We start from the raw sequence: 13008 nt of genomic DNA, 5'->3' as shown, positions 1-13008 counted from the left end.
GCGTCGGACGCCGCGCCTATTCGTCGCGCAAAGCTTCGGCCGGCCGGACCCGCGCGGCACGCCAGCTCGGGTACAGCGTCGCGACGCACGACATCAGGAACGCGGCCGCGGCGATCTCGATCACGTCGATCGCCGCGAGCTTCGACGGCAGCGAACTGAGGAAATACACGGACGGCGTCAGGAAGCGGATGCCGAGCAGCTGCTCGATCGCCGGCAGCACCCACGGGATGCTGACCGCGATCGCGCAGCCGAGCGCGACGCCCGCCAGCGTGCCGGCGAGGCCGATCGTCATCCCCTGGATCGCGAAGATCTTCGTGATCGACCCGGGCGGCGCGCCGAGCGTGCGCAGGATCGCGATGTCGCCCTGCTTCTGCGTGACGGTCATCACCAGCGACGATACGAGATTGAACGCGGCGACCGCGACGATCAGCATCAGGATCAGCGACAGCATGCGTTTCTGCAGCCGCTCGGCTTCGAACCACGTACGGTTCTGCCGCGTCCAGTCGCGGATATAAAGATCGCCCGACAGCGTGCGCGACAGCGCCAGCGCGATGTCCGGCGCGCGCTGCAGATCGTCGAGACGCAACCGGATGCCGGTCGGCGCGGACACGTTGAACAGCTTCCGCGCATCGCTGATATGGATGTACGCAAGCGCGCTGTCGTATTGATAGTGGCCCGACTCGAACGTGCCGACCACGTTGAACTGCCGGAACCGCGGCAGCGCGTCGCCGATGCGCGCGCCGTTGCCGGGCGCGAAGAACGTGATGCGGTCGCCGATCTTCACGTGCAGCGCGTCGGCCAGCGCGGCGCCGAGCACGATGCCCATTTCGCCCGGCACGAGCGCGTCGAGGCGCCCGGTCTTCAGCTTGCGCGCGATCTCGGACACGCGCGGCTCGAGCACCGGATCGATGCCGCGCAGCGCGACGCCCGTCACGCTGCCCGCGTTCGTCAGCAGCGCCTGCGCGTCGACATAGGGCGCGACGGCGCGCACGGCCGGGTTCTGCAGCGATTCGTGCGCGGTGAGCCGCCAGTCGGGCAGCGCGCCGGACGGCGAGAAGACTTCCACATGCGCGAGCACCGACAGCATCCGGTCGCGCACCTCGGTGCGAAAACCGTTCATCACCGACAGCACGACGATCAGCGCGGCGACGCCGAGCGCGATGCCGGCCATTGCGGCGCCGGCAATGAACGACACGAAGCCGTCGCCGGCCGAGCGTCGGCCGCCGCGCGCATAGCGCAGCCCGATCTGCCATTCGAACGGGAGTTTCAAGCGATTTCCTTTCAATTCGATACGAACCACGTCGAGCCGCGCATTCTAGCGAACGCGGCGCGAGTGCGTGTAGAGATCGGGGGGCGGGCGGAGTGGCTACCCGGCCGGCCGGTCATTCGCCTGCGTTGCGCGCCGACACACCGATATTTCCATCGTTTCGGCTCTGACCCATAATGTCGGCCAGCATCCGGTCGAACAAAACATTCCAAGCATTTACGGCGCAACCAGGGCCGCGCCGTCACAGACCAATAAATCTCGGGGTACGTCGCCGCAGCCGGCAGCACGTCCTTGACAAGGAAATAAAAAATGGATTTGCTGCGTTTCCTGCTGCTCCTGCCGATTCGCGCGGCGGGCTTCGTCTGGCGCCTGCTCGGCCGCGTGCTGCGGCCGCTGGTCGGCGACGTGTCATGGACGGCGCCCGCGTGGGCGGGCATCACCGCCGCGGCCGTGCGCCGCCGCCCGTGGCATGCCGGCGGCATCGTGCTGCTCGCGGCCGCGCTCGGTTACGGCGGGTACTGGTTCAAGCATCGCCCGAAGCCGCCCGAGCCCGAAACCGTCGGCTTTACCGTGAAGGCGCCAGCGATCACGACCTACGAGGTCGACGACAGCGACAAGCCGAAGATCACCGTGCATCCGCTCGAAGTGGCGTTCTCCCGCTCGGCCGCGCCGATCGAACTGGTCGGCAAGCCGGCCGGGCAGGGCATCGAGATGACGCCCGCGCTGAAGGGCGCGTGGGAGTGGGCCGACGACAAGACGCTGCGCTTCACGCCGGCGGCCGACTGGCCGGTCGGCGCGCACGTCGAGGTGCGCTTCGCGGTGCGCCGGGTGTTCGCGCCGCAGGTGGTGATGCAGGACGACCATTTCGCGTTCGACCTGCCGGTCTTCACCGCGCAGTCGGGCGACAACCGGTTCTACCAGAACCCCGACAATCCGGCGGAGAAGCAGGCGCTGCTGCAGTTGCGCTTCAACTATCCGGTCGATCCGGCCGAGTTCGAGAAGCGCATCGGCCTCGTGCTGGTCGGCCGCGACGGCAAGACCGTGTCGCCGCTGCGCTACACGGTCAACTACGACAAGACGAAGACGAGCGCGTGGGTCCATTCGCAGCCGCTCGAGATTCCGCGCGATCCGCTGTCGGTGCGGCTCGACGTCGACAAGGGCGTGAAGAGCGCGCGCGGCGGCGACGGCACGCCGGCCGTGCTGCACGCGTCGGTCGGCGTGCCGGGGCTCTACAGTCTGACCATCGGCAATGTCGCGCCGACGCTCGTCGACAACGAGCGTTACGAGCCCGAGCAGGTGCTCGTCGCGGAAACGTCCGACGGCGTGCGCAGCGCCGATCTCGCCACGCGCGCGAAGGCGTGGGTGCTGCCGAAGCGCAAGCCGGGCGTCGATCAGTCCGACGACGATCCGCCGTACGAATGGACCGTGGCCGACGTCAGCGACGCAGTGCTCAAGCAGTCGAAGCCGCTGCCGCTCGCAGCGGTGCCGACCGAGAACGACTTCGCGACGCTGCAAAGCTTCAAGTATCACGCGACGCCGGGAGACCGCATCGTCGTGCGTTTCGAAGGCGACCTGAAATCGGCTGGCGGCTATCTGCTCGGCGCACCGGTGACGACCGCGTTCACGGTGCCCGACTATCCGAAGCTGCTGCGCTTCATGGCCGACGGCTCGCTGCTGTCGATGAGCGGCAGCAAGCGGCTGTCGGTCGTATCGCGCAACCTGCCGGGGATGAAGGTCGAGATCGGCCGCGTGGTGCCCGACCAGCTCCAGCATCTGGTGAGCTTCAACAACGGCACGTATGCGCGGCCCGAGCTGTCGTATTCGTTCAACGAGGATCACATCGTCGAGCGCTTCGTGCAGAAGCGCGCGTTCCCGGCCGGCGACCCCGGCAAGGCGCATTACGAAGGCATCGATCTCGGCCAGTACCTGAAGGGCGGCAAGCGCGGCGTGTTCCTGCTGCACCTGTCGAAATACGACCCGGCGGCCGAAAAGAAGAAAGCCGACGATGCGAAGGATAACGATGCATCGTCGGGCGACGGCAGCCAGGATCAGTCCGACAACGCCGATTCGGGCGACAGCAACGGCAACGGCGACGACAGCGACAGCGCGCTCGGCGACACGCGCCTGATCGTCGTGACCGATCTCGGGATGCTGGTCAAGCGCGGGCTGGACGGCAGCCAGGACGTGTTCGTCCAGTCGATCCGCAACGGCCGCCCGGTTGCGGGCGCAACCGTGTCGGTGCTCGCGGTGAACGGCCAGACGCTGTTCTCGCAGACCACCAGCGCCGACGGCGTCGTGCATTTCCCCGCGTTCAAGGGGCTCGACCGCGAGAAGCGTCCGCAACTGTATGTCGTGAAGAAGGACGGCGACCTGTCGTTCCTGCCGGTGGCCGGCCGCGATCGCCAGCTCGATTTCTCGCGCTTCGACGTCGACGGCGAACGCAACGCGACGGGCCAGGGGCAGCTGTCCGCGTACCTGTTCTCGGATCGCGGCCTGTACCGGCCCGGCGATCCGTTCCACATCGGCCTGATCGTGCGCGCGGCGAGCTGGGCGCGCAGCCCGGCCGGCGTGCCGCTGCAGGCGGAGATCGTCGATCCGCGCGGGATCACCGTCGAGCGCAAGCCGGTGACGGTCGACGCGACGGGCTTCACGGAGCTCGGCTATACGACTGCCGAAACGTCGCCGACCGGCACGTGGACGGTCAACCTGTACATCGTGAAGGACGGCCAGCCGGGCGCCGAGCCGATCGGCAGCACGACGGTGCAGGTGAAGGAGTTCCTGCCCGACCGGATGAAGGTCGACGCGAAGCTGTCGCAGCAGGTCGTCGAAGGGTGGGTGAAGCCGAAGGGGCTGAAGGGCATCGTCGATGCGCAGAACCTGTTCGGCACGCCGGCCGAGAAGCGCCGCGTCGCGGCGACGCTGACACTGCGCCCGGTATGGCCGTCGTTCCGCAGCTGGCAGGGCTACCACTTCTTCGATGCGCGCCGCGCGAAGGAAGGCTATACGACGACGCTGCAGGACGGCACGACCGACGACCACGGCCACGCCGAATTCGACCTCGATCTCGACAAGTACGCGGACGCGACCTACCAGCTCTACTTCCAGGCGAAGGCGTATGAAGCGGAAGGCGGGCGCAACGTCGCCGCGAACGCGCAGACGCTCGTGTCGAACAACGACTGGCTCGTCGGCTACAAGTCGGTCGACGATCTCGGCTACGTGAAGCGCGGCAGCCCGCGCACGGTGCGGCTCGTCGCGATCGACCCGGGCGCGAAGGCGATCGACGTGAAGGACCTGCGCGCGCAGCTCGTCGAGGAACGCTACGTGTCGGTGCTGACCAAGCAGGATTCCGGCGCGTACAAATACGATTCGCGGCTGAAGGAAGTGCCGGTCGACGAGAAGCCGCTGACGATTCCGGCGGCCGGGCTCGACTTCGCGCTGCGCACCGACAAGCCGGGCAGCTATGCGCTCGTGATCCGCCGCGCGGACGGCACCGCGGTGAACCGGATCGAGTATTCGGTGGCGGGCGACGCGAACGTCACGCGTTCGCTCGACCGCAACGCCGAGCTGCAGGTAAGCCTCGCGAAGCACGACTACAAGCCGGGCGAGCAGGTCGAGATCGCGATCCGCGCGCCTTACGCGGGCAGCGGCCTGATCACGATCGAGCGTGACAAGGTGTATGCGCACGCATGGTTCCATGCGGACACGACGAGCTCGATCCAGCACATCACGGTGCCGGCCGGCTTCGAAGGCAACGGCTACATCAACGTGCAGTACATCCGCGATCCGTCGTCGGACGAGATCTTCATGAGCCCGCTGAGCTACGGCGTCGTGCCGTTCTCGGTGAACCTCGACGCGCGCCGCAATGCGCTCACCGTCGACGCGCCGGCGCTCGTGAAACCGGGGGAAACCGCCACCTTCACCGTGCATTCGGCGAAACCCGCGAAGGTCGTCGTGTTCGCCGTCGACGAAGGCATCCTGCAGGTCGCGCGCTACAAGCTCGGCGATCCGCTGAAGTTCTTCTTCCGCAAGCGGATGCTCGAAGTCGGCACGTCGCAGATCCTCGACCTGATCCTGCCGGACTTCGAGAAGCTGATGGCGATGGCCGCGCCCGGCGGCGACGCCGACGATGCGATCGGCCGCCAGTTGAACCCGTTCAAGCGCAAGCGCGACAAGCCGGTCGTCTACTGGTCGGGGATCGTCGACGTGAATGGGGACGCTCGTTTGAGCTACACGGTGCCCGATTACTTCAACGGGAAACTGCGTGTGATGGCCGTGTCGGTGTCGCCGGACCTGGTCGGCACGTTCGAAGGCGCGACGACGGTGCGCGGCGATTTCGTGCTGTCGCCGAACGTGCCGACGACGCTCGCACCGGGCGACGAGGCCGACGTCAGCGTCGGCGTCGCGAACAACCTGACGGGCGTCGGCAGCCAGCCGGTGCCGGTCGCGGTCACGCTGAAGACGGGTCCGCAGTTGCAGGTGATCGGGCCGGCGACGCAGAACGTCGCGCTCGCGCCGCAGCACGAGGGCGTCGCGCTGTTCCGCGTGAAGGCGACCGACACGCTCGGCTCGGGCATGCTGTCGTTCGGCGCGCGCTACGGCGCGAAGGGCGCGCAGCAGCGCGTCGACGTGTCGGTGCGGCCGGCCGCCGCGTTCCGCACGCAGCTCGACATCGCGCGGCTCGATCCGGGCAAGAAGGCGAGCGTGCCGAACCTGCGGCCGATGTACGACGCGTATGCATCGCGCGACGCGAGCATCTCGACCGCGCCGCTCGTGCTGTCCGAAGGGTTGTCGTCGTACCTCGTCAACTTCGACCACACCTGCAGCGAGCAGATGGTGAGTTCGGTCGTGCCGCGCGTGTTCGCGTCGAAGTGGTTGTCGGTGCGCGCGCTGACGAGCGCGATGCACGCGCCCGAAGCCGGCGCCGACGCGGCGAATGCGAGCGCGATCGTGCAGTTCCTCGGCGTGCTGCGCAGCCGGCAGAACGCGCAGGGCGGTTTCGGCCTGTGGAGCGCGACGCCCGATGCCGATCCGTTCGTGTCCGCTTATGCGATGCACGTGCTGCTCGACGCGCGCGAGCGCGGCACGGCCGTGCCGAAGGACATGCTCGACGCGGGCAACCAGTATCTGCAGAAGCTTGCGGCGAACGATTCGCTCGGCTCGCTCGACCTGCTGCGGCAGCGCGCGTACGCGGTGTACCTGCTGACGCGCCAGGGCAACGTGACGACCAACAGCCTCGCGGCCGTGCAGAAGCGCCTGCAGGATGCGTATCCGAACGACTGGAAGAACGATCTCGCGGCCGCATGGCTCGCCGCGTCGTATCAACTGCTGAAGCAGGACAAGGAGGCCGCCGCGCTGATCGCGGGCCCGCAGGCGCTGCTCGAACGCAAGCGTGCTTCCGACGGCGGTTACGCGACCGGCTACTACATCGATCCGCTGACGCGCGACGCGAGCGTGCTGTACCTGCTCGCGAAGCACTTCCCGGAGCGCGTGCGCAAGCTGTCGCCGCGTGCGATGGACAACATCGCCGCGCCGCTGGTCGACAACCGCTACAACACGCTGTCGTCGGCGATGACGATCCTCGCGCTCGATGCGTATGCGGCGTCGAACGCGGGCCAGCTCGATCAGCTCGCGATCAACGAGGCGCGCGGGGGCGCCGCGCCGAAGGACGTGTCGTCGATCCAGGCGAACCTCGTGCGCTCGGGTACGTGGGCGGCCGGCGCGTCGCGCGTCGACTTCGTGAACGGCAGCGCACTGCCCGCGTGGTGGGTCGCGAGCCAGTCGGGCTACGACCGCGGCACGTCGACGAAGGCGATCAAGAACGGGCTCGAGATCGTGCGCGACTACACCGACACGAACGGCAAGCCGCTCGCCAGGATCACGCTCGGCCAGGAGATCGACGTGCACCTGAAGATCCGTGCGACGGGTTCGGCGAACGTCGGCAATATCGCGATCGTCGATTTGCTGCCCGGCGGCTTCGACCCGGTGATCGCGCCGCCGCCGGCGAACGACGCGCAGGACGGCGACGGCAATGGCGACGGCGGCGCGTCGGCGCCTGCGGCCGATGCGCCGTGGCGCTCGCCGATCGGCGTGACGGGTTCGACGTGGCAGCCGCAGTTCGCGGACGTGCGCGAGGATCGCGTGGTGATCTACGGCACCGCGACGACCGACGTGCGCGAGTTCGTCTACCGGATCAAGGCGAGCAACGCGGGCCGCTTCGTCGCGCCGCCCGCGTATGGCGAGTCGATGTACGACCGCCGCGTGCAGGCGCAGGCGCCGGGCGGCGCGGCGCTGACGGTGGAGCGCGTGCGATGACGGTGCGCTTGCATTGGCCGTCCCGGGCGGCCGGAGTGCCCGCGCGTGGCTGACGCATCCGTGCTTCGGCGCGCGCTGCACGGCGCCGGCCGCTGGCTGCATCGCTGGCAGAACTGGATCGCCGGCGCGCTGCTCGTGTTCGGCGCGCTGGCCGCGTGTCGATTGTGGCCGCATCCGCCGCTGCGCGACTGGAAGCCGTCGTCGGTCGCGGTGGTCGACGCGCACGGCCGGCTGCTGCGCCTGACGCTCGCGAAGGACGACCGCTACCGGCTGTGGGTGCCGCTCGACCGGATGTCGCCGCAGCTCGTCGAAGCCGTGATGCTGCACGAGGACCGCTGGTTCCGGTGGCATCCGGGCTTCAACCCGTACGGGCTCGCGCGCGGCGCGTGGATCACGTACGTGCGCGGCGGCAATCCGCAGGGCGGCTCGACACTGACGATGCAGCTAGCGCGCTCGCTGTGGCGGCTGAACACGCGCACGCCGGCCGGCAAGCTCGAGCAGGTCGCGCGCGCGGTGCAGCTCGAACTTTTCTACTCGAAGCGGCAGATCCTCGAAGCCTATCTGAACGATGCGCCATACGGCCGCAACGTCGAAGGCGCGGGCACCGCGAGCGTCGTCTATTTCGACCGGATGCCCGACGTGCTGACGCTGCCCGAGGCGCTCGCGCTCGCGGTGATTCCGCAGGACCCGGCGCGGCGCGTGCGCGGCGGGCAGGACGAGATCAACCGCGCGCTGGCCGCGTCGCGCAACCGGCTGTACGCACGCTGGCTGACGAAGCACCCGCGCGATGCGTCGCTCAAGCCGCTGTTCGCGTTGCCGCTCGCGATGCGGTCGCTGTCGGCGCTGCCGTTCGATGCGCCGCACGCGGTCGACCAGGCGCTTGCCGCGCGCAGCGCATGGCGCACGACATCGGGCAACGCCGACGACACGAACGACGCCGGCGCGCGGCTCGTGACGACGCTCGATCTCGATCTGCAGCGCACGCTCGAACGGCAGATCGCGCGCTACGTCGCTCGCAACGACTCGCGCGGCGTGCGCAACGCAGCCGCACTGCTCGTCGATACGCGCGACATGGGCGTGAAGGCGCTGGTCGGCTCCGCGAACTTCTTCGATCGCACGATCGACGGGCAGGTGAACGGCACGCTCGCGCGGCGCTCGCCGGGCTCGACGCTCAAGCCGTTCATCTACGCGCTCGGCTTCGACCAGGGCGTGCTGCATCCGCAGACCGTGCTGCGCGACGTGCCGACCGCGTTCGGCCCGTATGCGCCGGAGAATTTCGATGGCCATTTCCTCGGGCCGATCACCGCGACCGATGCGCTGAACCGCAGCCGCAACGTGCCGGCCGTGTGGGTCGCGTCGCAGCTCAAGTCGCCCGATTTGTACGGCTTCCTGCAGGAAGCCGGCGTGCGCCGGCTCGCGAGCGCGCAGCACTACGGGCTCGCGCTCGTGCTCGGCGGCGGCGAAGTGACGATGCAGGATCTCGCGGCGCTCTACGCGATGCTCGCGAATCGCGGCGAGTTCCGGCCGCTGCGGCTGCGCGCGGACCAACCGGCCGCGCCCGGCCGGCGCCTGCTGAGCGCGGAGGCGAGCTACATGACGATGGACATGCTGCGCCAGCATCTGCGCCCCGACGAGACGAGCGGCGCACAGCCGTCGGGCGTGCCCGTCTACTGGAAGACCGGCACGTCATGGTCGTTCCGCGATGCGTGGACGGCCGGCGTGTTCGGCCCGTATGTGTTGGTCGTGTGGGTCGGCAATTTCGACAACTCGACCAACACGGCCTTCGTCGGCGTCGATGCGGCCGCGCCGCTGTTCTTCCAGGTCGTCGATGCGTTGAATGCCGAGCGCACGCTCGTCGAGCCGCCGCGCGCGGTGCCGCCGCACCTGAAGCGCGTGCGGATCTGCCTTGCAAGCGGCGACTTGCCGAACGAATGGTGCCCGCAGCAGGGCTGGACGTGGTTCATTCCGGGCACGTCGCCGATCCGCGTGAGCACCGTGCACCGGCCCGTCGTGATCGACGATGCGACGGGGAAGGCCGCGTGCCCTCCGTACGACGGCAAGCGCACGCATACGGAGATCTTCGAGTTCTGGCCGTCGGATTTGCAGCAGGTGTTCGCGCAGGCCGGCATTCCGCGCCGGCGGCCGCCGCAGAATGCGGACTGCCGCGATGCGGGGCAAGTGGACGGCGACCCGCCGCGCATCACGTCGCCGCTGCGCGGCAGTACTTATGCGATGCGCGTGAAGAGCGCGGACGATACGCGTATCGCATTCAACGCGACGGCCGATGCGAGCGCGCATGCGCTGTACTGGTTCGTCAACGATGCGTATGTCGGCCGCAGCGTGCCGGGCGACGCGCTGTTCTGGCAGCCGCGCACGGCCGGCAGCTATGCGGTGCGGGTGGTCGACGATCACGGGCGCAGCGATCAGCGGCCGCTGGCGGTCGGGCTCGAGCAGTAGGGGCGCGCGACGACATCGATCGCGGCGATCTCGCCCATGCGGCAGACGAACGCGGTGAAGCGGGTCGGGGCGCCGGAGCGGGCGGTCGCTGGTGCGATCCGTCCGGGCCGGCGCTCCGTGCGCTGCGCGGGCGGCCCGCTAGCGTCGATTCATGCGCTGTAGCCGATCCTCAGGACACCCCATTGCCGTCCGCCGACAACGATGGGCGCGGAGACGTCCTTCATCAACGCGAAGTTGCCGTTGCCCATGTCGCGCCGATAGGTCTGCAGCAGGAACGGCTTGGTATGCGACACGGAGGTGCGCGCCGTCCGGTCCGTGTAGATCCGGCGGTTCCGGCAGTTCGCCGCGTTCCACGCGGTGTCTGCGCGCTGGGGCAGCGAGAACTTCCGGTTGTGGGTCGGCAGGTAGCACTGCCGGTCGAAGCTGGCGCAATAGACGATGCGTTCGTCGATTTCGAGCATCGGCTCCTGGATGGCCGGCAGCACGCGATCGGTGAAGGCCGTGAAGCGCGTCATGAACTGCTGCGGGTCAGTGCCGGGAATCGGCACGTAGTTCGAATCGAACAGCGCGTCGAGCGCGATATCGCCGCGCGCGACCGCATCGTCGAACAGCTTGCTGATCGCCGCGGCCGTGTTCCGCGCGGTGTCGATGAAACGTGTGTCGGGCGATTCGATGCCGGTCGCGGCCGTGAGTTCGATGAGCGTCTCGGAGACGGAGAGCAGGTTGCCGAGCCGGTCCTTGGCCTGCGAGAAGTTGTCGCTCGAATCCTCGACGCCGGTCGCCATTTCGCCAACCTGTTCCTCGAGGCGGTGACATTGCGTCTCGATCTCGTCCGTCAGCGACGCGATCTGTTCGGCTTCGCCGGCGAGTTCGGTGATCGCGTGCCCCGTCGTGTGCACGACCTCGCCGATCGTGCGCGTGCCCTCGCGGACGCGATGGGCGCGCGCGGCGTTGTCGGTTCCTTCCGCGATCAGGTGTTCGGTCTGCTCGGCCAGGCGCGCGAGGGTCGTCTCGATCTGGGCCGTCGCCTGTCCGGTTTTCGCGGACAGGTTCTTGACCTCGGCCGCGACGACCGCGAAGCTGCGGCCCGACTCGCCGGCGCGCGCGGCCTCGATCGCGGCGTTCAGCGCGAGCAGGTGGGTCTGGCGGGCGATGACGGAGATCTCCTCGGACACGGCCCGCACGTGATCGAGCGCGTCGCGCAGCGCACCCATCTGGCTGCCGATCGAGGTGACGCCCTCGACGAGGCCGTGGATGTCGGCGAGCGATGCCTCGATCGTCTGTTGCGACTTCTGGACCGCGCTCGACGCATTGGCGCTGACGGCGCGCACCTGCTGCGCGGCCTCGGCGATCCGGTGGTTGCCGCGCAGCGTGACGGCGGCCGATTCACGCAGCGTGTGGCAGACCTCCGCCTGCCTGGCGACGCGGGCGGCGACTTCCTCGACATGGCCCGAGACGTCGCAGATCTCGATGCCGAGCTTGCCGGCCTGCTCGGCGATGTCGCCGACGAGCGCGCGCGACGAACGGTGGCCGCGGCCGATTCCGAAGAGGTTCACGTTGCTGGGTCTCCTAGAGGGCGCGCATTCCCGGTCGGTGACGGATGCTGGGTGTGCGCACCTGACTTGACGGCAGCGTGGCCGCCGACTTGAGATCGGGTAAACGTCAGGTTCGGAAATCGTCGGGCCGGCGCCGCGCGTTCCCCGTCTTTGCGGTGGCCGTCTTCTGACGCGGGAGCCGGACGAGCGAGTGCCGATCGCCCGTCCGGATGCGCCGCGTCAGAACACGTGGTGGATGCCGACGTTGGCGCCGACCGTCGTGCCGGGCAATCCGAACAACGCGCCGCCCGTGATGCCGAGGCCCGTATTCATCGCGCCGTGGTTGTTGACGACGCCGACTTGCGCGTAAAGGCCGGTTCGCTTCGACAGGCTGTAATCGGCGCCGACCGCGGCGAGCAGCGAATGATTGTGCGAATCGTTGCGATCGGTCGTGTACCACGCGCCGGTGTTCAGGTCGAGGGCCGGCGTGACGCGATAGTCGAGGCCGGCGCTATACACGTTGTTGCTGAACGAGCCGGCGACCTTGTAGCTCGTGAACGACGCCTTGCCGGTCACGGGCCCGAACGTATACGCGGTGCCGATCGTGCGGCCGACGAACGCGACCGTGCTCGACACCGGCGTCGGCGACGTGCCGCCGTTGCCGTCGTAGAGCGCCGCGTTGAGCATGAAGCCGCCGTTCGTATAGGTGAGGCTGCCGGAATACTGGCGTCCCGCCTGGAAGTCCCCGGCCTTGCCGCCGAATCCGAACATCGCGCTGCCCGTCAGCCCGCCGATCGTCGGGCTCGTGTACGAAATCGCGTTCGGGTTGAAGAGGCCGGTGACGAGCACGTTGTCGACGTACGGGATCAGCGCGGCGCCGAAGTGCGAGATATTGCGGGGGTCCGAGCCCAGCACCGCGAGCACGAACGGCGAGAACTGCAGGCCGACCTTCGTCTCGCCGAAGTCGCCGCCGAGCCCGACCCACGCCTGGCGGCCGAAGAAGTTGCCGTTCGAATGGCCGAACGCGCCGTCCGTGATGTTGAAGCCGCTCTCCAGCTTGAACTTCGCGTGCAGCCCACCGCCGAGATCCTCGGTTCCCGTCATGCCGAAGTTGGTCGGCGTCATGCCCGTGTCGGTCAGCGCGAACTGGCGGCCGGCGTTGGCGCCGGTCGCCGAGTTGAGCGATCGGCTCGTGTAAAGCAACGCCGCGTCGAGGTCGCCGTACAGCGTGACGCTGCTCTGCGCGAAGCCGTTCGTGCTTGCCGCCGCGCCGAGCAGCGCCGCGCAAATCGTCCATGTCCTGCTCTTCATCGTCTGTCTCCGTTTTTGTCAAGTTTTGTAATACGTACGACTAATCAATGCTGCGACGGCGGAATCGATGCGTGCCGTCTGTCTGCCGTGCTGTCAGGGAACGCGCGGCGGTGCGTCGTGCTGCGC

Annotated in this window: 5 protein-coding genes; 2 read left to right on the top strand and 3 right to left on the bottom strand. The window is 68.5% G+C overall.

Annotation, left to right across the window (positions count from 1 at the left end):
- Positions 1–16 precede the first annotated feature (16 nt).
- Positions 17–1270: a lipoprotein-releasing ABC transporter permease subunit gene (locus MRS60_RS24065; RefSeq protein ID WP_243565657.1), complete on the bottom strand. Its 1254-nt coding sequence runs from the start codon at positions 1268–1270 to the stop codon at positions 17–19.
- 306 nt (positions 1271–1576) lie between these two features.
- On the opposite strand from MRS60_RS24065, the gene MRS60_RS24060 reads away from it, so the two are divergent.
- Both MRS60_RS24060 and pbpC read left to right on the top strand, forming a co-directional pair.
- Positions 1577–7579: an alpha-2-macroglobulin family protein gene (locus MRS60_RS24060; RefSeq protein WP_243565656.1), complete on the top strand. Its 6003-nt coding sequence runs from the start codon at positions 1577–1579 to the stop codon at positions 7577–7579.
- Between the two features lie 45 nt (positions 7580–7624).
- The gene (pbpC, locus tag MRS60_RS24055) at positions 7625–10036 is read left to right on the top strand and encodes a penicillin-binding protein 1C (RefSeq protein ID WP_243565655.1); all 2412 of its coding nucleotides are present in this window, start codon (positions 7625–7627) and stop codon (positions 10034–10036) included.
- 149 nt (positions 10037–10185) lie between these two features.
- On the opposite strand, the gene MRS60_RS24050 is transcribed toward pbpC, so the two are convergent.
- Positions 10186–11592, bottom strand: a complete 1407-nt coding sequence (locus MRS60_RS24050) for a methyl-accepting chemotaxis protein (RefSeq protein ID WP_243565654.1) — start codon at positions 11590–11592, stop codon at positions 10186–10188.
- A gap of 219 nt (positions 11593–11811) precedes the next feature.
- Positions 11812–12882 (bottom strand): porin, encoded by a 1071-nt coding sequence (locus MRS60_RS24045; protein ID WP_034180795.1) that lies wholly within the window; start codon positions 12880–12882, stop codon positions 11812–11814.
- Between the last annotated feature and the right edge of the window lie 126 nt (positions 12883–13008).

Origin of the sequence: Burkholderia pyrrocinia, from assembly GCF_022809715.1 — a bacterium.
GTDB lineage: Bacteria > Pseudomonadota > Gammaproteobacteria > Burkholderiales > Burkholderiaceae > Burkholderia > Burkholderia pyrrocinia_C.
The sequence above is the reverse complement of the archived record's forward strand: the minus strand, read 5'-3'. Positions and strand labels throughout refer to the sequence as shown.

What these genes read in the sequence shown, in the direction of transcription:
- MRS60_RS24045 (WP_034180795.1), bottom strand. Translation starts at nt 12,882, where the DNA reads ATGAAGAGCAGGACATGGACGATTTGCGCGGCGCTGCTCGGCGCGGCG.
- MRS60_RS24060 (WP_243565656.1), top strand. Translation starts at nt 1,577, where the DNA reads ATGGATTTGCTGCGTTTCCTGCTGCTCCTGCCGATTCGCGCGGCGGGC.